This is a genomic window from Bacillus sp. F9_6S_D1_P_5, from assembly GCF_054823925.1.
Genome location: NZ_JBTREW010000018.1, coordinates 68466 through 94133 on the forward strand (window position 1 = coordinate 68466; position 25668 = coordinate 94133).

Consider the following 25668-nt stretch of genomic DNA (forward strand, 5'->3'; position numbering starts at 1 on the left):
CTGATGTAAAAATAAAAAAGATGGTTACAAACCATCTTTTTTATTCTGTCATATATTAAAAATGGGATAACATATCATTTAGTAGGCAGGATGTATAATTAAAAGTACTCTTTTTGTTCGATCAGGTAAGAAATTGCTTCTATATGATCACCAATGATTTGTTGTGTTGCTAATGAAAGGTAACCTTTCTCAGAGAAGTGTTTTTCTGGTCGAACACGATTCATTTTATCAACGTCGACAGAATGGACATTTTGCACATGGAAGCCTGCTAAAAGTGTTTTAACTTGACTTAAGGTTGGTGAAAGAAGGGAATCAAACCCAATTGTATGAATGCATTTTCGACTAAAAGCATGAGGGACAGCAATTGTGGAACCCATCCCTAGATCTTTTCGATTACATGCTAAGTTGATAGCATATTTACATGCGGTGACGATAGAATAGGGGAGACGATACATATAGTAGTACTCTAGTTTATTTAAAGCTAAGTCCGTACCATTTTGAATAGATTGTACAAATGGTAATAAATCATAACTAGAAATTAAAAAATCTCCATCTATAAATAATAATATGTCACCCTTTGCAAAAAAGGCACCAACAGCACGTCCCGTATCATTTCCAAGTGCTTCTTCGTAACTAATAACTGTTGCACCGCAACCCTTCGCCAATTCCTCTGTTTTATCTGTTGATCCATTAACAATAACGATAATTTCTAAAGGTTTTAATTTCAGTACCTCAAAAATGACAGATTCTATCGTTTTTTCTTCATTTTGAACAGGGATAATAATTGATAATTGTTTATCTCCATAAGTATTTGAATAAAACTCTTTACCTGTAATTATTTTTGGAATAGAACTTTGTTCACTGTTTTGAAGCCCTAAAATAATATCCCGCTTTCGATTACTATCGGTATAGTTTCCTCTTTGATCTCGCAATATATTGATCCAATTTGCAATGGCTTCAAGATGATAATGAATGAGTTGAGTTGAAGGAAAAAAGGGAACTTGAGGGATAGGAATGTTTAATTGATCGCAAATCCGAAAATTATGTTCAATAATTTTCATTTGGGCCAATATTGGATTTGATAAACTATCTGGAGTAATTACCTCAAGCACTTCTATTGTCATTGCATAGGGAGGAAATAATAAGGAGTTAATATTTAAATCTGGGCGATGAAAAAAATGATTCGTAACTTGCTGCCAAATCATTGCTATATTTGGCTGTTGTTTTTGATAAAAAAAATCATCTAAATTATTTAATACGACGTCAGCAGATCCATTTCGTAATGGTTGAAGAAATTGTATAAGTGAGGAGGGGGGAATCATGTAATTTTCATCTAAAAATAAGAGGTACTGCCCCTTTGCTTTTTTTGCGCCAATTACATAAAAATTAGTAGGTTCTATCGGTTCTTCTAGTGTAATAATTTCAAAATTGTAGGAATCTGCACTCTCAATTGAATCCTGAGTATGTCCGTTAATAGTAAGGATAATTTCTAAAGGCTGTAGTTGTTCACATGCTTCCAAAATTTTAGGTAAATTTTTTATTTTATGTTGTATGGGGATAATAATAGAAATTGAATTTTTACACATAAGCAGTCTCCTTTTTAATCAGAGGTAGTTGTTAATAAGATTAGATAAAATAGGAGATATATTTTCTTTTTGTTATAAGCATAACAATCATTTGTTTTTATCAGATTCACAATTTTCATTACTTGAATTAGAGTTTTTATTTATTCCAGAAGCGAGTAAATTATTGAGAACACTAAGGTCTAATTGCATAGGGATGGAATTTTCGGATGGAGTTTTCTCATTTTCTTTTTTTGTAGCTAATATAGTCTTTATATTTTTAATTTCTTTATATTGTTTTAAGGTAATGAAAAATCCAGAAATAATTAAGAGAAAAGAAACAGTAGTAAGTAAAAGTATTATTTCCAACATAAAAGAGCCTCCTTTAAAACTATAATAATATTATAGTTAAATGTAATAAAACAGAATTCGAGCTAATGAGTTCACTTTTTAAATATATGCAAATCTTAAGTAAAAGTTACTGATTTCTAAGTTAGAGAAATCAATTATAGAAACGTTATAAATATAAATAAATGAAAGGTTCATTTGTAGTGTAAAGATATATATTATATAGCCTAAACTTCATTTTATAAAAAGTTAAATAGGGTGTAAATTTATACAAAAAGAGCATTTAATTGGACAAATAATTAATTATGTGAAATAATAATAATAGAAAAGGAGACGTTGCTTTTCCTTAAGTGCTTCGAATTAATTTTATTCAATAAGAGAAGGTGTGCTTAAAGAAGTTAAATTAAAAAAGGAGCTGTTTTATTATATGCAACAAAATAATGATTTAAATTTTGAACCTCAAGACGTTAATATTGTCAATCCTAAGCAAGCCAGGAAAGCAGTAATTGCTACTGGTATAGGGAATGCAATGGAGTGGTTTGACTTCGGATTATACGCGTATTTAGCGGTTATCTTAAGTCAGTTATTCTTCTCAGGTGTTGATAATAGTGGATTGCAACTTGTACTTACATTCGGTACATTTGCAGCAGCCTTTCTCGTTCGACCAATCGGAGGTGTATTCTTTGGTAGAATAGGAGATAAGTACGGCCGAAAAATCGTGTTAAGTACTACTATTATTTTAATGGCACTTTCTACATTATTCATCGCATTACTACCAACCTATGAACAAATTGGTGTATGGGCACCAATACTACTTTTAGTTGCCCGAATGATTCAAGGCTTCTCTACAGGCGGCGAATATTCAGGTGCAATGGTTTATATCGCAGAATCTTCTCCAGATAAAAAGCGTGGTATACTCGGTAGTGGTCTTGAAATTGGAACACTCTCAGGTTACATTGCTGCATCGGTAATTGTTACCATTTTGACGTTATTGTTAACAGATGAGCAAATGCTCAGCTGGGGCTGGCGTATTCCTTTCTTAGTAGCTGCACCAATTGGTTTGGTCGGTTTATATTTACGTCGTCATCTAGATGAATCTCCAATCTTTGAAGAGATGGAAAAAGCACAAGAAGAATCTGAAGACAATGAACAATTTTCATTTATGGATATTATGAAATATCACAAAAAAGACTTCTTATTAAGCACAGTAATTGTCGCCTTCTTTAATATTACGAACTATATGATTCTTTCGTATATTCCTTCTTATCTAACTCAAGTACTTAAAGTCAAAGAAACAACTGGCTTATTAATTATTTCTATTACGATGGCACTTATGATTCCACTAGCACTTTATTTCGGTAAATTAAGTGATAAAATTGGTAATAAACGCGTCGTGCAAATCGGCTTACTCGGTTTAACTGTATTTGCAATCCCAGCATTTTTACTAATAGGTAACGGACATATTGCAGCTATATTTGCAGGTATTTTCGTATTAGGTTTCTTCTTAAGTGTGTACGAAGGAACATTACCTTCGTTATTACCATCACTATTTTTCACCGATGTACGTTATCGAGCACTTTCGATCTCATTTAATATTTCTGTATCAATATTCGGTGGAACAACACCACTCGTATGTTCATACTTAGTTCATGCAACCGGTAACCCGCTTGCACCGGCATTTTATTTAGCGGGTGTAAGTATTATTGGATTAGTTGTGTTTAGTGTACTATTCGTTACAACATCAGGACGTGCGCTAAAAGGTTCATATCCTACAGTAGAAACGAAAAAAGAAGCACACCAAATTGCTAAAGAAGACCCTGAAGAAACACTTTGGTGGCATGAAGAGTCATTAGAAATTGAAGCAGGGAAAAACGCTTCAATTTAAAAAGTAACGTAGAAGTACAAAAAGACTCCTATGAAAATAGGAGTCTTTTTATTGTGTTATTTCTTTCTTTTCTTCAAACTCTTCTGATATGCATAGAGCTTATTGATCTCTTCCTTAAATTCATGTAACTGTACGGTATTTTCCTCATTTGAATAACGCACTGTATTATAAGCATCTATAATAATATGACTCTCAATATTTACATCTTCTTCACTATTTATTCTTTCTAACCATGCTTCAATAGGTTCTCCTCGGTTTCTATTTAAAGGAGGAATTAATTTACTCTCCAGTTTAAAAATCTCTTTTCGAATTTCGTTTTGTGGCGGTTTGTTTCGTTTCAAACGTTTTTGGCTCATTCCTTCTTTATCAGTAATGATAGTAGATTCGAAGACAGGCATATTTGGTAAACTGAATTGTTTTCGTCTTTTTATTATTTTCCAAACGACGTAAATAGCAATAGCAGCACAAGCTATTATGGTCATGCTATTTATAAGAGTTGGATCAAAATCAGGAGGTGTTTTCCCATCTTCAATTTGTGGTTTTAAGAGATGCCCTTTACTTGCCCAAACTCCCTCAGTATCTTTCAATTCAGCTGCTATGAGAAATGGATTTATAACATAACCGACCCCTAATGCGACTACTTCTGTCATAAGACTAAAAATAAGACGAATAAAAGGGAAAACTAGAACAAGTATGGTACTCATTACAACAATTGTAATAATAGAAGCGAAACGTAATAATTGTTGATTACGATTAGCCCCAGTTAACCAAAAAGTAATCATAATGTGTAAAACTAAAAGTAATAGTTTCCACAAAGGCGGAAAGGGCGCATAAAATATAGCTGAAATACCAAACCAAACTATGCCGCCTAACGATTTTTGAACTGGATATCCAGGCCCGACTACATGTACGATAAAGAAGAAAAGCGGTAACATAATTGTGCTAAATAGCGAAAAAGGGAGAAAGATAAAACAACCAATTATTTGAGTCATTAATAGCATGACAAAACCTGTTGTTTTTTTCTTCATGAATGTATGGATTAGAAATACACCAATATAGCCCGTTGCTAAAAATATAGCAACAGCAACAAGCTCATCTCTTTCCGTTAATAACGAAAGGAGGAGCAGCAGAATAAAGTCATTAACGTGATAGAGCCAAGTTTTCAAGCTTTTCCACCATCCCTTCGTTAGTAATGAGAAACGTAGGCTGAGAGAGAAGAGGGAGTTCATTTCTCTGTAAACCAATGTATATCATTGTAGACGATCGTTCTCTTTTTCTCTCTACATAATGAAGGAACCCTTGTTTCGGAAGCAACGTACTATCATCTGAAATACGTGCTAATTCCTCTAAAGATATTCCATAATGTGTTTGCCCTTCGTTTAATGGTAAATGCAGAGGACCACCTTCTGCTAATACACTAATAAATAATTCAAACGGTATTTGATGCTTCGTTGCGTATTGACAAATGTATGTAGCAAATGAAATAAGGTCTTCTATATTATCTTTCCAACCAAATCCGCGATCAGCAGCTAATGAAAGACAAATTGTCCAACTATAATTTTTAACAGGTTCATATTGCTTCGCCTGTAATTCCTGCATTTTAGCAGATGCTTTCCAATGGATAGAACGGAAAGACTCACGTTCATATCGTTTAACTCCAATAATAGATGTTTCATCATTGTAAAAAGAAAAATTCGTTCGATAAGATCCGTTTAAAAGTTGCTGAAGTTCTTGTAAACCTGCTACTTCTTTAGGAGAAGGGTACACAATAATTTCAGTCCGTAATTTATCAAAAATGGGTAAATGTACAGTTAAAAGGTGAAAAGGATCTTTCAAGACACATTCGAACTGTTCAATTTGAAACACACCACGCTTCGTTGCGATTAATGTTAAATCCCACTTTTGCGCTGAATGTGCAGGTTGTGAAAACGGGAAAGAAAATAGCGTTTTTGATATTTGTTCAATCCCTTGATCTTTTTGTGGGAGAAGGGACGGATTTAAATGAAAATAACAAACACCGTTAACGAGTGGTATATTTGCTCCGTTTTTTAAATGAATGAAAAACTGTCCAGGTTCATCAGGAAAAAGCCGAGTTGTTTGTTTCTCGTTTATCACTTGAAACTTTTTCTCTATGTAAGCGACATATTTATAAATGAAAATCGCAAATAAATAGTAGATGAAAAAGAGAAACATAATAATTCGTTGCGGCATAAAAAATGTAAATAGTATAGCGCCTGGGACAGTTAGTTGAATAATATGGAGTTGGAAAAATAACGGTACAGTTACAACGCGCTGTCCATTCATGCTTGCTCAATCTCCACTGGTACGTCAACTTCTTTTAAAATCCTCTGCATAATTTCATTTTTTGTCGTACGTAATGCGCCTTCCATTGATAAGACAATGCGGTGCTTCCAAACGGAAGGAACTAAAAATTGTATATCTTCAGGCGTGCAATATTCTCTTCCGCGTAAAAAGGCTAACGCTTGAACTGCACGCACTAAGGAAAGTGTAGCACGTGGACTTACACCGTTAGCGATGTAATTATGATTTCTTGTAGCATGAGCAAGTTTAATAATGTAATGTTCTAACGGTTCAGATACGAAAATTTCTTTTACACGCTTCTGTGCTTCTAAAATGTCTTCTAAAGAAATAACAGATTTGACGCTTTCTAACGGCGTATCGTTGCGGAAACGACGCATCATTTTTAACTCATCTTCGGGATCAGGATAACCAATTGAAATGGTCATTAAAAAACGATCAAGCTGTGCATCTGGAAGAGGAAACGTTCCTTGTGATTCAATTGGATTTTGCGTCGCAATAACAAAGAACGGTTTTGGAAGAAGAGTAGACTGTTTTTCAAGTGTTACTTGTCGTTCCTCCATAGCTTCTAATAAACTAGACTGTGTTCTCGGCATAGCGCGGTTAATTTCATCTGCAAGTAATATATTGGTCATAACTGGTCCAAGTCTTAACTCAAATCCACTCGTTTTCGGATTAAAATATTCAATACCTGTTACATCACTCGGAAGTACATCCGGTGTAAATTGGACGCGAGAAAAATTACCACCTATACTTTTAGATAGTGTTTTCGCAAGTAACGTTTTCCCCGTACCAGGCACATCCTCAAGCAGTACATGTCCATCAGCAAGCAATGAAACGAGTAATAAATCTATAACATTTTCTTTACCGACAAAAACTGATCCTATGTTTTCTTTCAATTTATTTATCATATGTATCATTCCTTTCAAAATATAAACGGATATTTCTATATTTTAACAAATTATTCAGAAAATTTATATGATTTTTCAATTCAAAGAAATAAATATCCGGTTATTAAATTATACTTGCATATTTTGGAATGTAGTTATACAATATCGATATACGATGTATCGCGAGTGGATATATCAGGAAGCGATGTATCGGAGGTGGTTATAATGAATGCGAAAGCGAAAAAATATATTCCGTTAACAGAGGCGACATATTACATATTGTTATCACTAGTGAAACCAATGCATGGTTACGGAATTATGCAAATGGTAGAAGAGATGACAAATGGAGAAGTAAAGCTCGGTCCAGGTACTTTATACGGGAATACGACGAAGTTATTAAAAGAAAAAATAATTGTTGAAGTTGCCTCTACAGATAGAAAGAAGTGTTATGAGTTAACGCCACTTGGTAGAGAAGTGTTAGAGCTAGAGTATAACAGGTTGCAGAGATCTGTAAGGAATGGGAATAGTATATTAGGGGAGTGAATGGAAGATGGAGACAAAAAGGGTATTTAAGTTTTTTACGGCATGGAATTTAGAAAAAGAAGAAGCTTTTTTACGAAAGATGCATCAACAAGGTTGGGCATTACAAAAATATAATTTAATGTATACGTTTAAGAAAACTGAGCCAAAAGATGTAATATACAAAGCTGATTTTAGATTAGTTTATAGAGATTCGAAAGAACAACGACAAGAGTATTTCGAAATATACGAAATGTCAGGTTGGAAACGCGTAACAAGTTTCACAAGATGGAATTATTTTTGTAAAGAAGTAGAAGAAGTAAATGAATTGCCTGATATTTACTCAGAAAAGGAGACGAGGATACAAAAACTAAATGAGTTATTACTATTCCTTGTTATTATATCAGCAAGTATATTACCATCAACTTATAACCTATTTTTAAGCCCGATGGAATCAAGAGTGCCAATGTGGGCGAAAGCTATGACGGGTCTTACAGGTTGTATGTGGATATACTTCTTTATAAGAATCTCTTGGAAAATTAAGGAATTAAAAAGTGAAATATTATAATAAAAAGTAGAGTTAAAAAGAAGTTGATGTTGTAGGGAAATCCAGGATCAACTTCTTTTGATTCTATATAATTGTATTTTTGTTCACTCTTTTTTATATAATAAAAATCTGTATAAAGGCACAGAAGTAACAGTTATGAAGACACACATAACCCAAAAATAATAAATGAAGAAAAAACGATCCATATTGAGGATCAAAAAATAAAAGATGACAAAGAAGGTGTGGGGTGTAATTTATAATAAGAAAGAAAAACATTTTATGATTACCATATTAAATCGATAAACCCCCTACAAAAAATCGGTAGGGGGTAATAATAATATTTAAGAAAAAGATTGATTTTGCGCAGGTTTAATAAATTGCTCCGGGTTTTCAACAAGTCCGCATACAGCGCATTGGACGCGGTAAGTTGGTCCTTGATAGGCCATATGAAAAGTATTCATATTTTCATTTGTGTATTCTTCTTCTACTTGACCAGTTTGTGGATTTAACTTGACTGGTTTTACTTGTTGCTCAAGAATATTAAAGCGAGTACGGTTCGTTTTACAACTTGGACATAGCATTGGTTCCATATGTATACACCTCCATTTGTAGCATTTCTTAAATTCTTTAATTTTATGCAAGCAAAAAACTTTCTCAATATAAATAGGTATTTAATGTATTTAAAATTCAGAAAAAATAAAATATAATAAGAGTACGAACTGGTTATGTCCAAACCAAATCTCCTGTTTTATGCCAATAAGCTGGGAGGCCGAGAAATCGGCCTCATTTTTTTGTGCTCGTTACTATAGGAAACAAGGTTTTTATGAGACTTTTGTCGAAATTTTAGGGATGGATATAAAGGGGGATGTAAAATGAATTTAAAAATGAAGTATATCATTTTATATGTAGAAAAGTTTGAAGAATGTTTAAAGTTTTATAAAGATATTTTACAGTTACCTATAAAAGCAGAGCATGGTACATATATTGAATTTAATACGGGAACTACCATATTAGCGATGAATACCCGGCAAGACGTAAAAGAATTAACAGGATTACCACTTACAGAAGGCGAGTTACAATCTTCTCATTTTGAATTGGGATTCGTTGTCGAAAATGTACAAGAAACAATTGAGCAATTTAGAGAGCAAGGAATTAAGATTTTAGTTGAACCAATTGTGAAACCGTGGGGACAAACAATTGCATACATTGCCGATCCAGATGGGAATTATATTGAAATTTGCAGTTCATTAGAATAGAAGGAGAAAAAGTGATGGGGTTTCCGAAACTAGAAACAGAACGTTTACAATTAAGAGAACTAACACTGTTAGATGCAGAAACGATGTTCCGTTATTTTTCAAAAGAATCTGTTATACGTTATTTCGGAATGGATTCTTTCGAAAATATTGAGCAAGCGAAAACGACGATTCAAACGTTTAAAAATCGTTATGAAGAGGGCAGTGTATTTCGCTGGGGAATAGAGAAAAAAGGGACGGGCCAATTAATCGGAACGTGCGGATTTCATTTAGTAAACAGGCATCATAAGCGAGCTGAAATCGGTTATGAATTAGACGATACATTTTGGGGACAAGGGTATGCAACGGAAGCGTTACAGGCGATTTTAACTTACGGATTTGAAACATTGCAACTTATAAGAATTGCTGCTGTTGTATATGTAGAAAATAAAGCTTCTCAAAAATTATTAAGTAAAGCAGGGTTTCAAGAAGAAGGTTTACTTCGAAAACATATGATTCAAAATAGAATTGCTCATGATACGATTTTATACTCGTTATTAAAAGAAGAGTGGAAGAAATAATGAGTACGAGTGAAATTATAAATGTCATGAAGAAACATAAAGAAAATAGGTTCATTTTAGGTATAGATGGCTTAAGTCGATCAGGAAAAACAACATTTGTAACAAACTTAAAGGAAAATATGAAACAAGAAAGCGTTCCGTTTCATATTTTCCATATGGATGATCACATAGTAGAGCGTAATAAACGCTATGACACAGGATTTGAAGAATGGCATGAGTATTATTATTTACAATGGGATATTGAGTGGCTTCAGCAGAAGTTTTTTCAAAAGTTACAAACCGAAACAAAACTGAATTTACCGTTCTATAATGATGTGGCAGATTCATGCCAAATGAAAAAAGTACAGATTCCCATAGTAGGTGTAATTGTAATTGAAGGTGTTTTTTTACAACGAAAAGAATGGAGAGATTTCTTTCATTATATAGTGTACTTGGATTGTCCAAGAGAGACACGGTTTCTGCGGGAAAGCGAAGAGACTCAACAGAAACTTTCGAAGTTTCAAAATAGGTATTGGAAAGCAGAGGATTATTACTTAGAAACGGAATTACCGAAGGAGCAAGCGGATTTAATCATACAATGATTGGAAATTAGAAGGTGAACAGAATGAATATTTTATGGGATTTTGATGGTACGTTATTTGATACGTATCCAGTTTATACAAAGATTTTTTCTCAAGTTTTAGGGAAGGAAATAAGTGAAGAAGAAATCTATGCAAAGTTAAAGATTTCATTTTCACATGCAATTAATTATTATGAAATAACTAAAAAACAATTGAGTGAAATTGATGTATTAGAGAGTCGCATTATGATAGAAGATATAAAACCATTTGAAAAAGTGGAAGAGGTTTTAAAGTTTGCCGATAAAAATGTAATTATGACTCATAAAGATAGAGCTGGGGTATTATCTATATTAAATCATTACGGATGGGACAAATACTTCGTAGACATGGTTACAATTGACGATGGTTTCCCCCGAAAACCGAACGCTTTATCTTATGATTATTTGCATAAAAAGCACAGTATTCATCTAGCTATTGGAGACAGGGAGTTAGATTTAATACCTGCAAAAGAATTAGGTATTTCAACATGTATGTTTCAAGGGAATTGTGATGTAGCGGATTATTCTTTATCACATTACTCGGAATTTTTTAAGATAGTGATGGATAGAGAGGTTATTTTATAAAAAAATTAAATAAAACCTCTACTTTCAAGAGAAAAGTAGAGGTTGTTTTCTATGCTTAATAAAAACGAAAGAAAATAAATTAAATACTTTCAAGAATTTAGAAGGAGCTTGGCATAATGATTTGAAATATATGTTTATAGATAAATTTATAAATAAGAAGATTTCTATAAAGCGAGTGATCACATGAGTATTTTTATTTTAGAAGATGATGTCATACAAGCGCAGCAAATAAAGCGGCTAGTTGAAGAGATTTGCGAGAAATATATGTTGCCTTTTGATTTTATAGAGGTGACTAGTAAAAGTGAAAACATCATTACTAACATTCCTAAGGCGAAGTATGTTCCAATCTATTTTTTAGATATAGAGATAAAAAGAGAAGAGCGTAAAGGGTTACAAGTGGCACAAGAGATACGAAAGTATGATACGCAAGGAATTATTGTTTTTGTAACGACGCATTCTGAATTTGCACCTATTTCATATCAATACATGGTATCAGCTTTAACTTTTATTGATAAAGGGTTGCCATACGAGGAGAGGCGTAACGTTTTTGAACAATGTTTACTCCAATATGAAGCGCGTAATAAGCACATCATTCCATCTGATGATTTTATCGTTGAAAATAGTAATGCGACTGTACGGGTTCCTTTTCATGAAGTTGAATATGTTATGACCGATGAACCACACCGTTTAGCATTAGTGACGTTAGATCGAATCGTTTCTTTTTACGGGACTTTAAAAGAAATTGAAATAATAGATGAACGTTTATTTCGTTGTCATCAATCATATATCGTGAATACGAAGCAAATGTCTGCTTATGATGCGAAGCAGAAAATGATAGTTTTAAAAAGTGGGAAACGCATTCCAGTATCACGGCGTTTAGTGAGTAAAGTACGTAACATGTTAAAGGGTGAGATGTAATGTATATTTATGATTTATTTGCAATACTGCTTACTAGTATGAGCCATACGTTTTTATACATTCAATTAATCCGGTACAATAGATTGTCATATAGAATGTTAATAGCTTTAAGTGCGGTATTTATTATTTTACTTGCGATTGTCGTAACAGTAACGAGATATCCAGAATTGAATAGTACGATTGTGTTATTTTTAATAAGTTTAGGACTAATGCAAAATGAACTAAAACTTAAGCATAATGTATATTTTGCACTAGTGAGCATGGTTATTATAACGTTAGTAAAGATGTTGCTTTTCGATTTAGGAATGAAAATCTTTATGTTAACGCCATTTAATTTATATTTATGGACGGGTAGCATAATTCATCTTATCGTATCGACAATTACTTTTATAGGTATTTTTGTAGCTCGCAAAAGAATCCGAAAAATTGCTCAATATATAGTAGGTAGTCCGCTATACTATGTAACTTATATATTATTAATTGCCGGATTTATTATTGAACTAATCTTAACTCAACCATCTTCTGCGCTATTAGCACAATTAAATCAACAATACAGTGAAGTAAGTTATATTTCAGCGATTATTATATTTTTATTATTACTAATCATTATGCTAATAAGCTCACACTTATCAAAAGAAAAGTTACGAGAAGAGCATGAAAAACGTTTAGATAAAGAGTTATTAGATTATGTAGAGAAATTAGAGGATATGCACGATGAGCTTGCTAGTTTCCGTCATGATTATATGAATGTATTACTATCGTTAGAAGAGGGCATACGTACAAAAAATGTGAAGGAAATTGAGCAAGTGTATTATGACGTTATAGCTCCTACGTTAAAAACAATAAATGATCATGAACTTGATATTGCGAAATTATCTCGCATACATATTCCTGAAGTGAGAAGTGTATTAAGGGCGAAAGTTGGCACTGCCCAGCAGCAACAAATTAAAGTAATGCTTGATATACCGGAGAACATTGAAAGTGTTTCGATGACGATTATTTCATTTATTCGCATCATTTCAGTTTTAGTAGACAATGCAATTGAAGAAGCGGTGCATAGTGAGGAAAAGATATTGCAAATCGCATTCTTTGAAATGGACGCACGACAATATTTTATTGTGCGTAATAGTTCAAAGAGTGAAGAGATTGATTTGCAAAAAATTTATGAGAAAAACCATTCAAGTAAAGAAGGAGCGAGAGGATACGGGCTATTCTCATTAAAACGGATTATGGATAAAACAAATAACGCGACGTTAGAAACAACTTATGTAAGTCCTTATTTCACGCAAACATTCATATTAAAAGAGATGAAATGACCATCTATGATGAAAATGAAACCGAATAGGAAAGAACTACATACTTCCTTCACTCGTTTATATACACTTTAAGTAAGAGGTGAAGCGAGATGAATGGTCTTATTTTTACAACAATGATTAGCTTTGGTTTACCGCTTGTAGCACTTTTATATGCTGTTTGGAAGAAACGCTCTATTCCATATATGTTAGGTGTATTGGCTTTTGTTGTATCACAAATATTGATTCGCATACCAATACTGAATTATGTAAATGGAACTAGCACTGATTTTCAAATGTTTTCTGTTATGCAGCCTGTCCTATTTGTACTTTTGCTTAGTTTATCAGCTGGAATATTTGAAGAAATAGCTCGTTTTATCGCAATGCGTTATTTTATGAAGCAACGAGATTGGCAGTCTGGTTTTTTATTTGGAGCAGGGCATGGTGGTATTGAGGCAGTGTTAATAGTTGGCATCCCGGTAATATCCCTATTATTGTCACAAACAGTCATTCAAAATGGTGACAGTTATTATTTCGGAGGTATTGAGCGCATGTTTGCGATGATATTGCATATTGGGCTTTCCTTCATTGTATTGCAAGCTGTCGTCCAAAAGAAATTTCGTTATGTTGTATATGCAATTCTCATCCATGGGACTGCAAATGCATTAGCTGTCATTATATCGCTATATGTACAAGGGAAAAGCGGGATCATTATGTCAGAAGTTTCAATAGCAATTTGTGCTTTACTCGTTTTTAGTTATAGTTTCATTTTAAAAAGAAAGGGTGTATTAAAATGAGAAGAATGTTACTTATTATGATAAGTGCCATTGCGGCGTTCGCACTCGCAGCATGTACCGGTAATAAAGTAGATGAAAGTACGTCAAAAAAGTTTATTCCAAAGGCGGAAGAGATTGTATCATTATTAAATGAAGCGAAGTATAAAGAAGTGCATGAAAAATTTGATAGTAAAATGAAAGCCGGATTACCAGAAGAAAAAATGAAAGATCTTACACCTGTAATAGAGAAAGCCGGTACGTTCGAAAAAATTGAGAAAAAATCGATTGAAGAAAAAGATGGTTTATACACTGTGATTCTTGTAGCGAAATATAGTAAGGAACAACGGACATATATTATAACTTATAATGACAAAGAAGAAATAGCAGGTTTATTTATTAAATAAAAACAGATACAGTGGAAGTCTCCGCTGTATCTGTTTTTTTGTTTTAACCAAATTATGGTTATTCATGCTAATATAAACACATAGCTATAGAGAGGGGTGGGTTAGTATGAAAACTGAAATAGTTCCTAAAAGGAAGTACAGTATAATAAGTTATATATCTTTACTCATCGGCATTTTATGTTTTTTGTTCGTTTTTATTACCCCGACAAGGATAGCGAATGCAGGTAATATAGTGGGAGATTATATTACAGTTGCCCTCACAGTAGCAGGTATTATACTTTCTGTCATTACGATGACGAAAAAAACGAGAAGAAGGGAATTGCTATTCTTTCATTCATACTGTCCTTATCATTCTTTATATTTTGGATCATTGCGATTATTTTAGTTTTGACTGGTCGAGTTAGTTTTGCGCCGTAATAGCGAAAAAAAGAGTCCTTCATACGAGAAGGACTCTTTTTATTCACTTTCTTCTGGTTGATATTCTAAAATATCGCCTGGTTGGCATTCTAATGCTTTACAAATGGCTTCTAAAGTTGAAAAACGAACTGCTTTTGCTTTTCCGTTTTTCAAAATAGAAAGGTTAGCCATTGTAATTCCAACCTTCTCCGAAAGCTCTGTTACGCTCATTTTTCTTTTCGCTAACATTACATCAATATTAATAATAATTGCCATATTATTCACCTCAGACCGTTAAATCATTTTCTGATTTTATATCTATCGCATCTTTTAATAGTCTTTGGAGAACGGCAGCAAAGACCGCGATTACCATTGAAGCAAAAATCATAATCATTCCAATAATAATAATGCCAGGGGCGTCATCTCTCTCTGCCACAAGATAGAAAAGTGGCAAACCTAATACATATAATACACTAATTGCTAGTGCACTGTACTTAATATTTTTTAAAGCTTTAACAGATAACTCTGAGAATGCGTTGTTCTTATCAATATAGTTTAAAAGCTTAAATGTTTGATACAACGCAAAATAATAAGGTATTGCTGTTGCGTATAAGTTGATAAATACAAGATATTTAATATATGCAATATCAGGATATAGTTCTGCAGCGAAATTTCCTATTTTAGGGACTAAAAAAATGCACATAGCAAGAACAGGGATACCCATTAGAATCACAGCTGTCTTTAGGAAGAGTGTTGATCCTTGTTTCATAAAAAGCACCTCATTTATTTAATATCTTATTAATTTACCATGAAATTTATTGTTTAACAATAAATTTTTATTTATTTCAGTTGGGGATTTATTGTTAAACAAGTTAATAATGAAAAATCTTCTTTATTAAGATAGATGAACTATAACGACATGTAATGAATGAGAAAGTTACGATTGTTAGCTTTATAAGAATTGGGAACTAATAAAACATATGTAGGTTGTGAAAAGTAAAGGAAAATCAGACCTTTGTATGTAAATGAATGTGAAATAAATGGAGGCGCAATAATGTCGGAATTAGCTTTAAAGATGAAGAGATTGTTGTTATTAGGAACAATCACAATAAGTATGTTATGTACTGAAAGTTTGGTGAATTATCATACAGTGGAAGCTAAAGTGAAAAAAGTAGAACGTCAACCGAAAAATGTAATCATAATGGTTATGGACGGAACGAGTTCTTCAGCAACTACATTAGCTCGCTTGTATAAAGGGAAACCACTTGCATTAGACGAAATGGTAACAGGAGGTGTTCGTACATATTCGGCTGAATCAGCTATAACAGACTCAGCCCCAGCAGCTACAGCTTTAGCGACGGGGAATAAATCGAATTCTGGATATGTAGGTGTATTACCTTCAATTGTAAGTTCACCTGGCTTAAAATCAATAAAAGAAGAGGACAAGTTACGGCCAGTTGCCAATGTTTTAGAAGGCGCCAAACGTACTGGCCGCGCAACTGGAATTGTTGCTACAGCTGAAATTCAGCATGCTACTCCTGCTGGATTCTCCGCTCACCATGTAAACCGCAAGCATTTTGACGTAATTGCGGAGCAACAAGTGTATCAAAATATAGATGTCGTATTAGGCGGGGGAAACGCGGCACTGCTACCTAAAAAAAGAAAAGATAGTGAAGATTTAGTAAAGGTGATTCAAGAGAAAGGATATGATTTTGTTGAAACGAAAGATGCATTATTGAACTCTAAATCTAATAAAATTTGGGGATCCTTTTCACATAATGCCTTAGCGTTTGATATGGATCGTGAAGCAACAAATCCAAAGCAACCAACACTTTCTCAAATGACTGAAAAAGCAATTCAAGTGTTATCAAAAGATAAAGATGGTTTCTTTTTGTTTGTAGAGGGAAGTAAGCCAGACTGGGCAGCTCATGTGAATGATCCAATAGGGATGATTAGTGATGTATTAGCATTTGATAATGCAGTTGCAGAAGCATTAAAATTTGCAAAAAATGATGAGAATACACTGCTTATCGCTTTAACTGACCATGGTAATAGCGGGATTTCTATTGGAAATACGAATACGACAAAAGGGTATAAAACAAAACCAGTGCATGCTTACATAGAACCATTAAAAAAAGCGAAAATGACACTCGAAGGTGCTACAGAAAAACTAAAAAATGATTTATCTAATAAAGAAGAAGTAGCTGCACTTTACGGTTTAAATAACTTAACTGAAGGTGAAAAGGAAAAATTGAAAGTTGTACAAAAGAAAACGGATATTGGTCCAATACTTACTACATTACTAGCTAACCGTGCAAATATTGGCTTCACGACAGGAGGGCATACAGGTGAGGATGTATTTTTATATTCTTACGGTCCTAAAAAGCCATACGGTTTGATCCAAAACACAGACGTTGCGAAGACGATGGCGAAAGCAATGGGTTTTAATTTAGAAGAAGTAACAAATAAGTTATTTGTAGAGAGTGAATCAGCTTTTAAACGAAAAGGAGCAACAGTAACAATAGATAATACGGATATAGCAAATCCAGTGCTTGTAGTAAAGCGAAAAAACGTAGAAGCTAAATTATTTGTTAATAAAAATATTATTCGTATCAATGGTAAAGAGTATGAATTAGGAAGCGTTGTAGTAAAGAGTAATGGAAAGGTTTATGTACCAGAAGAAGCAATTCATCTATTTAGAAAACATTCTCGTTAAAAAATTGCTAACCACTTACCATAGTTAGGGTAAGTAGTTGGCAATTTTTTGTTTGGATTAAACTTGTCTATATAAAAACTATCTTAGACGTAAGTAATTTGTAAGTAATGAGTAAGAAAAAAGAGATTTTTATAGTATAAAATATTTATTATATCTACTTTTAACACCTGATACTAATAGTGTGCTATAATATGAATTAGCAACAAAAAGGAAAGGAATTAAAACAATGACATTAGAAAATACTAAAAATTTAAAAAAACAAGTTGCTCCTTATGAAAAATCAACGATTAAAAAAAGTGTGTGGCAACTTATTAACACAGTCGTGCCATTTATTATTTTATGGTACCTTGCTTATAAAAGTTTGTCTGTTTCTTATTTGTTAGCATTAGTTCCATCTCTGTTAGCTGCTGGTTTTATGACGCGAATTTTCATAATTTTTCATGATTGTACCCATTATTCATTCTTTAAAAGTCGACCTGCCAATAGAATAGTAGGGACATGTATGGGTGTGTTAACATTATTCCCATTTGATCAATGGGGACATGAGCATGCTATTCATCACGCTACAAGTGGTAATTTGGATAAGCGAGGTACAGGAGATATTTGGACGCTTACAGTGGATGAATATGTAGCTGCGCCATTTAGACTTCGTTTAGCATATCGTTTATATCGCAATCCATTCGTTATGTTTGGATTAGGCCCGATTTATGTTTTCTTGCTTAAAAATAGATTTAACCGAAAAGGTGCTAGACAGAAAGAACGTATGAATACTTATTTGACGAATATAATAATCGTTGCTGTAGTAGCTATACTTTGCTGGGCAATTGGGTGGCAATCGTTTCTGTTAGTACATGGTACGATATTCTTAATAGCAGGTTCAGTAGGGATTTGGCTGTTTTACGTACAGCACACATTCGAGGATTCTTACTTTGAAGAAGATAAAGATTGGGAATATGTGAAAGCGGCCGTGGAAGGAAGTTCATTTTATAAACTTCCAAAAATCTTGCAATTCTTAACTGGTAATATTGGATTCCATCATGTTCACCATCTAAGTCCAAGAGTACCTAACTATAAATTAGAAGAGGCACACAATAATACGCTTCCGTTAAAAAATGTACCAACAATTACTCTTGCTACAAGCTTACGTTCACTTCGCTTCCGTCTTTGGGATGAGAAAAATAACAATTTTGTTAGCTTTAAAGATGTCAAAAATATAATTAAAAATAATGTTTCTGTTCGGGTGAAATCGGAACTATAATTTCATCGGCTATAAAACTCCCCTTAATCATTTTTGATGTAAGGGGAGTTTTTGTTATATATAACTGATATCGAGGACGATGTGTACGTATAAATTTAAGGATACGGTAATTATATTATGTAAACAAGATAAATCATCATAATTTTTTATTATTGTGAAGGATATCGTACATATATAATGGTAAGCAGAAGGTGGACGATAGAAATTATTAGAACAGAAATAACGTAATAAAATAATTCTTTCAAAAGGAAGGGGACATGAAAGATGATGAAATTACAAGGAAAATACAATGAAGCGAAAGTATTTACGAATAACGTTGATGAGACTGCGACTAGGCAGATTATTGATCTTTGTAACCAAGAATTCGTAAAGGATAGTCAAATTCGTATTATGCCAGATACACATGCAGGAGCAGGTTGTACGATTGGGACAACAATGACAATACAAGATAAAATTGTTCCTAATCTTGTAGGGGTAGACATTGGGTGTGGGATGGAAGTTGTTGTGATTGATAAGAAAAAAGAAGAAATTAATTTCGATTGTTTAGACGAAACAATTCGTAAATTCGTTCCAAGTGGTTTTCGTATACGAGATAAAGAACATCGATTCTCAAAAATGATTGATTTTGATGATGTGAGAGCTCCATTTACATTACAACGCGCTCAAAAAAGTATTGGTACACTTGGGGGAGGAAATCATTTTGTCGAATTGAATGAGGACGATAAAGGTAAAGTATATATTGTCATTCATAGTGGTTCACGTAATTTAGGTAAACAAATAGCAGAGTATTACCAAAACTTCGCATATGAACAACTCATTGATGTTACATCAATGAAGGCTGAGATTATTAAGAGATTAACTGAAGAAGGGAGAGCAAAAGAAATACAAGAAACTTTACGAGGAATTCAGAAGCCTAATATTCGTAAAGAACTAGCTTATTTAGAAGGAGAAGGATTCAAAGATTATATGAATGACATGAATATTGCCCAAAAGTATGCTGCGTTAAATCGTAAAGCAATGATTAATGAAATTGTTACGAAAATGGACTGGAAAATTACGGATCAATTTACTACAATACATAACTATATTGACATGGAAAATATGATTCTACGAAAAGGTGCTATTTCAGCTCAGAAAGATAAACGAGTCATTATTCCAATTAACATGAGAGATGGTTCAATTATTGCATTTGGTAAAGGTAATCCAGACTGGAACTTTTCAGGTCCGCACGGGGCAGGACGTATTATGAGTCGTAAGAAGGCTAAAGAATCATTGAGTCTAGAGGGATTTCAAAATACGATGACAGAGGTGTGGACTACATCGGTGGTAGAGAGCACAATTGATGAGGCACCAATGGTATATAAGCCAATGGATGAAATTATCGAAAATACGAAAGAAACAATAGATATAAAGCACATTATTAAGCCATTATATAATTTTAAAGCGAATTAGAATGATAGAAGACCGCACATGAAGTGAAAGTCATGTGCGGTCTTTTATATATAAGTATAGTATTACATAGTCTCGCTAATTTTACTTTCACTACGAGTGTTAGTAGCAATTCTTTTCTTAACTTTAAAGTGATAGTATGTGTAGCAGAAGATGATAAATGGTACAGTGCAATAGATTCCAAGTCGTTGTTCAGGAATAAAGATAAGACTGATTAATATAATGCCATACAATCCAAAACCAAGAATAGGTACAAGTGGATAAAGTGGAGTTTTAAATTTTAAGTCTTCTAATCTTCCACCGTCTGCTAAATAATGTTTACGGAAAAAGAATTGAGAGACACAAATTGACATCCAAACGATGATTGTAATGACGCCAGAAATGGAAATTAACCATAAGTAAACCGTTTCAGCAGCTACAACGCTTGTCAAAAGAGAAAAAGCAGAAATAGCGATCGTCATAATTAAAGCGTTTAAAGGTATTCCGCGCGATGACAATTTCTTTAAAAAGGCTGGAGCCATTTCATTTTTTGATAATGACCAAAGCATGCGGGTTGCAGCGTACAGTCCAGAGTTTGCAACAGAAAGAACAGCTGTAAGAATAACAAAGTTCATAATATCAGCTGCATATGGAATACCAATATTATCAAAAACAGCAACGAACGGGCTTTTTGTTAATCCTGCTTCTTCCCAAGGAATTAAAGCAACGAGTACAAAGATTGCTAAGACGAAGAAAAACATCGTGCGCCATATAATATTTCTAATAGAACGAGGTAAAGTTTTTGCTGGATCTTCACTTTCACCTGCTGCGATACCGACAAGTTCAGTACCTTGGAAGGAATAATTAACTGTAACCATAGTTAATAGAATAGCTGCAAGCCCATTTGGGAATAAACCGCCATGATTTACGAAATTTGATAATAATGGGGCTGGTTCGTCGCCTTTTAAATCAATAAAACCGAACATAGCGGCGCCACCAAGGATAATAAAAGCTATAATGGCAGATACTTTTATGCTTGAAAACCAAAATTCTGTTTCTGCATAACTACGAGCAGATAATGCGTTAATAGTGAAGATTGTAACACCAAATATTAAACACCAAACCCAAACAGGAATATCAGGGAACCAGCGCTGCATTGTAATGCCGGCCGTTGTAAATTCAAGACCGGTCGTATTTGCCCAGCTTAACCAATATAACCATCCGATTGTAAATCCAGTTGCAGGATTGATGAACTTAGTTGCATATTCCTGAAAAGAACCTGAAACAGGCATAGCTACAGCAAGTTCACCAAGACAAAGCATAACGAAATACATTAATAATCCACCAGCCATAAAGGCAAGTACGGATCCACCAGGTCCAGCTTGACTTATAATAAAGCCAGATCCGTTAAATAACCCCGTTCCAATCACACCACCGAGTGCAATCATGAATAAGTGTCTACTTTTCATCGTACGTTTTAATTCATTGTTTGTATTGCTTACTTGCGACATTGTTTTCCTCACTTTCGTAGTTGATAGAATAAAGTTTGATGTTTTTCCGTATTGTGGAATATATTCCGTGATGTGAAATCTTGTTATAATTTTCAGATAATTAAAAGGAAAAGTCAATATTTTTTTGTTCGCGCTTTCAATTTATTATTAGCAACATATTTTTATTTTTAGAAAATTGAATAAATAGATTGATTTCATTTTGAATTTTTGATAAATTGATAGGTAATTGAGCGTACTAGCATATTACAAGTCAAGTTGAGGTGAGTTATGGTACAGTCCATTGATCGAGCGATAAGTATAATAAAGTTGTTAAATTCTACTAATGAAAAAGAGTATTGGGCTATTTCTGATATAGCGGACAGAACACATCTCCCAGTTAGTACAGTACATAGATTACTTAATTCTCTAATCGAGCATGGGTTAGTTACGCAAATTTCAGAAACGAAGCAGTACAAAATTGGGCCAATGTGGATGGAAATAGGATTACGACAATTGGAGAAAGTAGACTACAGATCAGTTGCAAGAGAAGTGATGAAACGTTTGGCTACTGAAGTAGAAGAAAGTGTGTATTTGAATATTCCAAATGGAACACATTCTATTATTATTGAAAGGATTGATAGTCCTTTAACAATTCGAGTTATCGATAATCTAGGAGAACAGATTCCACTTTCAATTGGTGCTGCAAATAAAACAATGCTTGCCAATATGAAAACGAATGAAATGGAACATATTGTAGAACAGTTGCTTTCTTCTTTACCAGAACAAAAGCGCATTCTTTTAGAGCAAATAAAGCATATAAGAAATGAAGGATATGCGGTAAGTTATGGTGAAAAAACAGAAGGGACGGCTTCAGTCGCTGCACCAATTATCGGATTTAATCATAAAGTAGTAGGAGCATTAAGTGTTGGGTTAATTAGTCATCGCATTAATGATGATCGACTATCTTTTCTTATTAGTAAGGTAAAACAAGCAGCTCATGAAATATCAATAAAAATCGGCAGTACATCAGAACTATAATTTTGATAACTGTCGTCATTTTTTATTCATATACTGGAATTCATTTTCATAATGCGGAAAAATAGGGGGATTTATATGTCAAAGTGGCAATCAAAAGAACAATTGATTCAATTATTAAGTAGTCTAGTTGAAATTCCTAGTATTACAGGTACAGAAGCTGAAGTAATATTGCCAGACTTTGTTGTGGAACAATTATCTGATTTACAGTACTTCAAAGAAAACCCGCATCATTTGCAAAAAAATCCGACGGGGGACGGACGATATTTTGTTACAGCGCTCGTAAAGAAAAGCGATTGTACAAAAAATACCGTAATTCTAGTTAGTCACTTTGATGTTGTAGATGTACAAGATTACGGAGTGTGGAAAGAGGATGCATTCAATCCTAAAAAGTTAACGTCTATGTTTTATTCTCATAAAGATGAACTACCAGGCCATGTACGTGAAGATATAGAACAAGGAGATTGGCTATTTGGTAGAGGAACAATGGACATGAAATGCGGCCTCACGTTACAAATGGCAATGATTGAGCAGGCCTGTGAAGGAAGATTTGATGGAAATGTTCTTTTATTAGCCGTTCCAGATGAAGAAGTAAATTCGGTGGGGATGAGGGCTGCTGTTCCAAGATTACTTGAGTTAGCAAGAGAACATGATTTAAATTATAAAACAGTTCTAAATTCAGAGCCTATGTTTGCAAGACACCCTGGTGACCAAAATAAGTATATTTACACTGGTTCTATTGGTAAAGTATTACCTGGTTTTCTTTGCTATGGTAAAGAAACACATGTAGGTGAACCTTTTGCGGGCTTAAATGGTAGTTATATGGCGTCATTAATCACAGCAGAATTAGAGTTGAATACAGACCTTTGTGATATTGTAGAAGGGGAAGCGAGTCCTCCGCCAACTAACTTACTTCAACGGGACTTAAAGGAGGATTATTCTGTCCAAATTCCGCATCGTGCCGTCACATTATTTAATTTGTTTTTATTAGAAAAATCAATGACAGATGTCGTTTCATTGTTACGTCAAAAAGTAACGAAAGTAGCAGAGAAAATAGAAGAGAAATATGAAAAGCAAGCATATCGTTTTTCTAAATATAATCCGTTTATACCGCCTAATCTGAAAGTAAATGTATTAACGTATGAAGAGCTTATCGCTTATGCAGTTGAACAACATGGGCAAGAGAAAATAGATGATATTCAATCTAGTATAATAAAAAATAGAGAAGAGAAAGATGATCGTGCGGTAACAATTGATTTAGTAGATAAACTAGCTATTTTATGTAAAGAAATGGCGCCGATGATTGTACTTTTCTTTGCTCCACCATATTATCCAGCTGTAAGTTCACGCAACAATCCGTTAATTAAAGAAGTAGTTACAGAAATGGAAAAGTATGCACATTACAATCATAACATTACATTTGAAAACCAAAACTATTTTGGAGGAATTTCAGATTTGAGCTATGTGGGCTTACAGAATCCACTAGATTCAATGAGTTCACTTGTAGACAATATGCCATTATGGGATAAAGGTTACTCGATCCCACTTCAGGAATTAGAAGAGTTTGACGTTCCAGTATTAAATATGGGGCCGGTAGGCAAAGATGCACATCAATGGACAGAACGTTTAGATGTAAATTACGCTTTTGAAACGTTATTAGATATGTTGCCGAAATGCATTGAAAAATTACTTGTTTCTAATAAAATTACACAATCATAGTAGGGAATAGAGAAGAGTTAAAACTAAAATATCAAAAGAGGATTTAAATAAAATTATTTCAGTATAATCAAAAGAACGGACAACTCAAGTATATATGAGTTTGTCCGTTTATCATTTAGTGAAAGCGAGAAAGTATGTAATCCACCATTTTCTAATTAAATTCATAGCAACCGTGATCTCTTTTATCGTTTTATTTTTTTGTTTGACCAGACAGTTCAATAGATTTTTGCGTACAGCGCTGCATAGCTGAAATGATGGCTGTGCGTAAGCCTTTTTCCTCTAATGTTGCTACAGCTTCTATCGTTGTTCCGCCAGGAGAACAAACCATATCTTTCAATTCACCTGGATGTATTCCTGTTTCTAGTACCATTTTTGCAGACCCTAACACAGCTTGAGCAGCGAATTTATATGCTTGATTTCTAGGCATACCATCTAGTACAGCAGCATCTGCCATCGCCTCTATAATCATATATACGTATGCTGGTGAAGAACCACTTACAGATGTTACAACATCCATTAATTTTTCACTTACGATCTCTGATTGACCAAAGCTATTGAAAATGTTTAGCACATCTTCTAAATCTTTTTCTGTCACCATTTCATTAGGGCATAATGCAGACATTCCTTCTCCAACAAGAGCAGGGGTATTAGGCATTACTCTTACAACTTTTAATTTTTTATCAAAAGCTTCTTCAGTACTTTTAATGCTTTTCCCGGCAGCGATCGTTACGACGATAACATCGTTTTTGATTACTTCTTTTATTTCGTTAATGATTGATGCGTATAGGTCTGGTTTAATTGATAAAATTAAAATATCAGCATTTTTAGCTACTTCATTGTTGTCAGTAGTTGTAGTTAGCCCATATTTTTCGTTAGCATGTTTTAAATTCGTAGTGTTTAAATCCGAACAAATAACATGATTTGCAGACACTACCTTTTTGTTGAGCATCCCGCCAATGATAGCCATTCCCATATTTCCGCATCCGATGAATCCAATTTGTTTATCCATAATAACTCAATCTTGCTCCTTTTTAATAAATTATATTATTTCGAAATTGTTATCTTAAAATAACAATAACATCTCTGTGCAATATAAGGAAACATTCTAAGAGAATATATTCTTTTTTGCAACAGTAAAAGATAAAAATGAATTATATTCGACATTCTGTA

At 33.6% G+C, this 25668-nt stretch carries 26 protein-coding genes and 1 pseudogene; 17 read left to right on the top strand and 10 right to left on the bottom strand.

Annotated elements, in window-relative coordinates; translation table 11 throughout:
- Window positions 1–98: 98 nt before the first annotated feature.
- Window positions 99–1586 carry a glycosyltransferase gene (locus tag ACUXEY_RS20555; protein WP_461301485.1) on the bottom strand — a complete coding sequence of 496 codons (1488 nt, stop codon included), beginning with the start codon at window positions 1584–1586 and terminating at the stop codon, window positions 99–101.
- Between the two features lie 87 nt (window positions 1587–1673).
- Entirely contained in the window at window positions 1674–1934 is a 261-nt protein-coding gene (locus ACUXEY_RS20560; RefSeq protein WP_461301486.1) for a hypothetical protein, read from the bottom strand.
- A gap of 403 nt (window positions 1935–2337) precedes the next feature.
- On the opposite strand from ACUXEY_RS20560, the gene ACUXEY_RS20565 reads away from it, so the two are divergent.
- Window positions 2338–3795 (top strand): MFS transporter, encoded by a 1458-nt coding sequence (locus ACUXEY_RS20565; protein WP_461301487.1) that lies wholly within the window; start codon window positions 2338–2340, stop codon window positions 3793–3795.
- 56 nt (window positions 3796–3851) lie between these two features.
- On the opposite strand, the gene ACUXEY_RS20570 is transcribed toward ACUXEY_RS20565, so the two are convergent.
- From ACUXEY_RS20570 to ACUXEY_RS20580, 3 genes are read right to left on the bottom strand one after another with little or no spacing between them, the layout of a single operon-like run.
- On the bottom strand, window positions 3852–4961 hold the full coding sequence (locus ACUXEY_RS20570) for a DUF4018 domain-containing protein (RefSeq protein WP_461301488.1): 1110 nt from the start codon (window positions 4959–4961) through the stop codon (window positions 3852–3854).
- Window positions 4936–6099, bottom strand: a complete 1164-nt coding sequence (locus tag ACUXEY_RS20575; RefSeq protein ID WP_461301489.1) for a DUF58 domain-containing protein — start codon at window positions 6097–6099, stop codon at window positions 4936–4938. Before ACUXEY_RS20575 ends, ACUXEY_RS20570 begins: the two co-directional genes overlap by 26 nt.
- Window positions 6096–7025, bottom strand: a complete 930-nt coding sequence (locus ACUXEY_RS20580) for an AAA family ATPase (RefSeq protein WP_461301490.1) — start codon at window positions 7023–7025, stop codon at window positions 6096–6098. The genes ACUXEY_RS20575 and ACUXEY_RS20580 overlap by 4 nt, the downstream gene beginning before the upstream one ends.
- Before the next feature lie 204 nt (window positions 7026–7229).
- On the opposite strand from ACUXEY_RS20580, the gene ACUXEY_RS20585 reads away from it, so the two are divergent.
- Together ACUXEY_RS20585 and ACUXEY_RS20590 are read left to right on the top strand one after the other, a co-directional pair.
- Entirely contained in the window at window positions 7230–7547 is a 318-nt protein-coding gene (locus ACUXEY_RS20585) for a PadR family transcriptional regulator (protein ID WP_461301491.1), read from the top strand.
- 7 nt (window positions 7548–7554) lie between these two features.
- Window positions 7555–8091, top strand: coding sequence for a DUF2812 domain-containing protein (locus ACUXEY_RS20590; RefSeq protein WP_461301492.1), 537 nt, complete (start codon window positions 7555–7557; stop codon window positions 8089–8091).
- Window positions 8092–8411: 320 nt separating this feature from the next.
- On the opposite strand, the gene ACUXEY_RS20595 is transcribed toward ACUXEY_RS20590, so the two are convergent.
- Window positions 8412–8660, bottom strand: a complete 249-nt coding sequence (locus ACUXEY_RS20595; RefSeq protein ID WP_461301493.1) for a DNA alkylation repair protein — start codon at window positions 8658–8660, stop codon at window positions 8412–8414.
- 282 nt (window positions 8661–8942) lie between these two features.
- Between ACUXEY_RS20595 and ACUXEY_RS20600 the strand changes: the two genes are divergently transcribed.
- The 9 genes and pseudogenes from ACUXEY_RS20600 to ACUXEY_RS20640 all read left to right on the top strand — a co-directional run bounded on the left by ACUXEY_RS20600 (window position 8943) and on the right by ACUXEY_RS20640 (window position 14873).
- A complete protein-coding gene (locus ACUXEY_RS20600; RefSeq protein WP_001049849.1) occupies window positions 8943–9326 on the top strand; it encodes a glyoxalase/bleomycin resistance/dioxygenase family protein in 384 nt (127 codons plus the stop codon).
- Between the two features lie 14 nt (window positions 9327–9340).
- Window positions 9341–9883 carry a GNAT family N-acetyltransferase gene (locus ACUXEY_RS20605; protein ID WP_461301494.1) on the top strand — a complete coding sequence of 181 codons (543 nt, stop codon included), beginning with the start codon at window positions 9341–9343 and terminating at the stop codon, window positions 9881–9883.
- The gene (locus ACUXEY_RS20610; protein ID WP_461301495.1) at window positions 9883–10464 is read left to right on the top strand and encodes a kinase; all 582 of its coding nucleotides are present in this window, start codon (window positions 9883–9885) and stop codon (window positions 10462–10464) included. Before ACUXEY_RS20605 ends, ACUXEY_RS20610 begins: the two co-directional genes overlap by 1 nt.
- A gap of 23 nt (window positions 10465–10487) precedes the next feature.
- Window positions 10488–11066, top strand: a complete 579-nt coding sequence (locus ACUXEY_RS20615; protein WP_461301496.1) for an HAD-IA family hydrolase — start codon at window positions 10488–10490, stop codon at window positions 11064–11066.
- Between the two features lie 183 nt (window positions 11067–11249).
- On the top strand, window positions 11250–11984 hold the full coding sequence (locus ACUXEY_RS20620; protein WP_461301497.1) for a LytR/AlgR family response regulator transcription factor: 735 nt from the start codon (window positions 11250–11252) through the stop codon (window positions 11982–11984).
- Window positions 11984–13300: a GHKL domain-containing protein gene (locus tag ACUXEY_RS20625; RefSeq protein ID WP_461301498.1), complete on the top strand. Its 1317-nt coding sequence runs from the start codon at window positions 11984–11986 to the stop codon at window positions 13298–13300. Before ACUXEY_RS20620 ends, ACUXEY_RS20625 begins: the two co-directional genes overlap by 1 nt.
- 89 nt (window positions 13301–13389) lie before the next feature.
- Window positions 13390–14073, top strand: a complete 684-nt coding sequence (locus tag ACUXEY_RS20630; RefSeq protein WP_461301499.1) for a YhfC family glutamic-type intramembrane protease — start codon at window positions 13390–13392, stop codon at window positions 14071–14073.
- Complete coding sequence (locus ACUXEY_RS20635; protein WP_461301500.1) at window positions 14070–14456, top strand: DUF3887 domain-containing protein; 387 nt, start codon at window positions 14070–14072, stop codon at window positions 14454–14456. Before ACUXEY_RS20630 ends, ACUXEY_RS20635 begins: the two co-directional genes overlap by 4 nt.
- Before the next feature lie 106 nt (window positions 14457–14562).
- Window positions 14563–14873: pseudogene (locus ACUXEY_RS20640) on the top strand (hypothetical protein).
- A 39-nt stretch (window positions 14874–14912) separates the two neighbouring features.
- On the opposite strand, the gene ACUXEY_RS20645 reads toward ACUXEY_RS20640, so the two are convergent.
- Both ACUXEY_RS20645 and ACUXEY_RS20650 read right to left on the bottom strand, forming a co-directional pair.
- Window positions 14913–15128, bottom strand: a complete 216-nt coding sequence (locus ACUXEY_RS20645; protein ID WP_000974621.1) for a helix-turn-helix domain-containing protein — start codon at window positions 15126–15128, stop codon at window positions 14913–14915.
- A 10-nt stretch (window positions 15129–15138) separates the two neighbouring features.
- A complete protein-coding gene (locus tag ACUXEY_RS20650) occupies window positions 15139–15621 on the bottom strand; it encodes a DUF2975 domain-containing protein (RefSeq protein WP_166704644.1) in 483 nt (160 codons plus the stop codon).
- Between the two features lie 285 nt (window positions 15622–15906).
- Here ACUXEY_RS20650 and ACUXEY_RS20655 point away from each other — a divergent pair, with 285 nt between their 5' ends.
- The 3 genes from ACUXEY_RS20655 to ACUXEY_RS20665 all read left to right on the top strand — a co-directional run bounded on the left by ACUXEY_RS20655 (window position 15907) and on the right by ACUXEY_RS20665 (window position 20278).
- Window positions 15907–17568 carry an alkaline phosphatase gene (locus tag ACUXEY_RS20655; RefSeq protein ID WP_461301501.1) on the top strand — a complete coding sequence of 554 codons (1662 nt, stop codon included), beginning with the start codon at window positions 15907–15909 and terminating at the stop codon, window positions 17566–17568.
- 226 nt (window positions 17569–17794) lie between these two features.
- The gene (gene desA, locus ACUXEY_RS20660) at window positions 17795–18826 is read left to right on the top strand and encodes a Delta(5) desaturase DesA (protein ID WP_461301502.1); all 1032 of its coding nucleotides are present in this window, start codon (window positions 17795–17797) and stop codon (window positions 18824–18826) included.
- Between the two features lie 264 nt (window positions 18827–19090).
- Entirely contained in the window at window positions 19091–20278 is a 1188-nt protein-coding gene (locus ACUXEY_RS20665) for an RtcB family protein (RefSeq protein WP_461301503.1), read from the top strand.
- A gap of 62 nt (window positions 20279–20340) precedes the next feature.
- Here ACUXEY_RS20665 and ACUXEY_RS20670 read toward each other — a convergent pair whose 3' ends face one another.
- Entirely contained in the window at window positions 20341–21765 is a 1425-nt protein-coding gene (locus ACUXEY_RS20670) for an amino acid permease (protein WP_461301504.1), read from the bottom strand.
- A gap of 267 nt (window positions 21766–22032) precedes the next feature.
- Between ACUXEY_RS20670 and ACUXEY_RS20675 the strand changes: the two genes are divergently transcribed.
- Together ACUXEY_RS20675 and ACUXEY_RS20680 are read left to right on the top strand one after the other, a co-directional pair.
- Window positions 22033–22782, top strand: coding sequence for an IclR family transcriptional regulator (locus tag ACUXEY_RS20675; protein WP_429602061.1), 750 nt, complete (start codon window positions 22033–22035; stop codon window positions 22780–22782).
- Between the two features lie 75 nt (window positions 22783–22857).
- Window positions 22858–24498 (top strand): M20/M25/M40 family metallo-hydrolase, encoded by a 1641-nt coding sequence (locus ACUXEY_RS20680; RefSeq protein WP_461301505.1) that lies wholly within the window; start codon window positions 22858–22860, stop codon window positions 24496–24498.
- A gap of 190 nt (window positions 24499–24688) precedes the next feature.
- Here ACUXEY_RS20680 and proC read toward each other — a convergent pair whose 3' ends face one another.
- The gene (proC, locus tag ACUXEY_RS20685; protein WP_461301506.1) at window positions 24689–25507 is read right to left on the bottom strand and encodes a pyrroline-5-carboxylate reductase; all 819 of its coding nucleotides are present in this window, start codon (window positions 25505–25507) and stop codon (window positions 24689–24691) included.
- Window positions 25508–25668 lie beyond the last annotated feature (161 nt).

Bases quoted from the DNA above. Each gene is read 5' to 3' on its own strand.
- ACUXEY_RS20555 (WP_461301485.1), bottom strand. From the start codon at position 1,586: ATGTGTAAAAATTCAATTTCTATTATTATCCCCATACAACATAAAATA.
- ACUXEY_RS20560 (WP_461301486.1), bottom strand. From the start codon at position 1,934: ATGTTGGAAATAATACTTTTACTTACTACTGTTTCTTTTCTCTTAATT.
- ACUXEY_RS20565 (WP_461301487.1), top strand. From the start codon at position 2,338: ATGCAACAAAATAATGATTTAAATTTTGAACCTCAAGACGTTAATATT.
- ACUXEY_RS20575 (WP_461301489.1), bottom strand. From the start codon at position 6,099: ATGAATGGACAGCGCGTTGTAACTGTACCGTTATTTTTCCAACTCCAT.
- ACUXEY_RS20580 (WP_461301490.1), bottom strand. From the start codon at position 7,025: ATGATAAATAAATTGAAAGAAAACATAGGATCAGTTTTTGTCGGTAAA.
- ACUXEY_RS20585 (WP_461301491.1), top strand. From the start codon at position 7,230: ATGAATGCGAAAGCGAAAAAATATATTCCGTTAACAGAGGCGACATAT.
- ACUXEY_RS20590 (WP_461301492.1), top strand. From the start codon at position 7,555: ATGGAGACAAAAAGGGTATTTAAGTTTTTTACGGCATGGAATTTAGAA.
- ACUXEY_RS20595 (WP_461301493.1), bottom strand. From the start codon at position 8,660: ATGGAACCAATGCTATGTCCAAGTTGTAAAACGAACCGTACTCGCTTT.
- ACUXEY_RS20600 (WP_001049849.1), top strand. From the start codon at position 8,943: ATGAATTTAAAAATGAAGTATATCATTTTATATGTAGAAAAGTTTGAA.
- ACUXEY_RS20605 (WP_461301494.1), top strand. From the start codon at position 9,341: ATGGGGTTTCCGAAACTAGAAACAGAACGTTTACAATTAAGAGAACTA.
- ACUXEY_RS20610 (WP_461301495.1), top strand. From the start codon at position 9,883: ATGAGTACGAGTGAAATTATAAATGTCATGAAGAAACATAAAGAAAAT.
- ACUXEY_RS20615 (WP_461301496.1), top strand. From the start codon at position 10,488: ATGAATATTTTATGGGATTTTGATGGTACGTTATTTGATACGTATCCA.
- ACUXEY_RS20620 (WP_461301497.1), top strand. From the start codon at position 11,250: ATGAGTATTTTTATTTTAGAAGATGATGTCATACAAGCGCAGCAAATA.
- ACUXEY_RS20625 (WP_461301498.1), top strand. From the start codon at position 11,984: ATGTATATTTATGATTTATTTGCAATACTGCTTACTAGTATGAGCCAT.
- ACUXEY_RS20630 (WP_461301499.1), top strand. From the start codon at position 13,390: ATGAATGGTCTTATTTTTACAACAATGATTAGCTTTGGTTTACCGCTT.
- ACUXEY_RS20635 (WP_461301500.1), top strand. From the start codon at position 14,070: ATGAGAAGAATGTTACTTATTATGATAAGTGCCATTGCGGCGTTCGCA.
- ACUXEY_RS20645 (WP_000974621.1), bottom strand. From the start codon at position 15,128: ATGGCAATTATTATTAATATTGATGTAATGTTAGCGAAAAGAAAAATG.
- ACUXEY_RS20650 (WP_166704644.1), bottom strand. From the start codon at position 15,621: ATGAAACAAGGATCAACACTCTTCCTAAAGACAGCTGTGATTCTAATG.
- ACUXEY_RS20655 (WP_461301501.1), top strand. From the start codon at position 15,907: ATGTCGGAATTAGCTTTAAAGATGAAGAGATTGTTGTTATTAGGAACA.
- desA (WP_461301502.1), top strand. From the start codon at position 17,795: ATGACATTAGAAAATACTAAAAATTTAAAAAAACAAGTTGCTCCTTAT.
- ACUXEY_RS20665 (WP_461301503.1), top strand. From the start codon at position 19,091: ATGATGAAATTACAAGGAAAATACAATGAAGCGAAAGTATTTACGAAT.
- ACUXEY_RS20670 (WP_461301504.1), bottom strand. From the start codon at position 21,765: ATGTCGCAAGTAAGCAATACAAACAATGAATTAAAACGTACGATGAAA.
- ACUXEY_RS20675 (WP_429602061.1), top strand. From the start codon at position 22,033: ATGGTACAGTCCATTGATCGAGCGATAAGTATAATAAAGTTGTTAAAT.
- ACUXEY_RS20680 (WP_461301505.1), top strand. From the start codon at position 22,858: ATGTCAAAGTGGCAATCAAAAGAACAATTGATTCAATTATTAAGTAGT.
- proC (WP_461301506.1), bottom strand. From the start codon at position 25,507: ATGGATAAACAAATTGGATTCATCGGATGCGGAAATATGGGAATGGCT.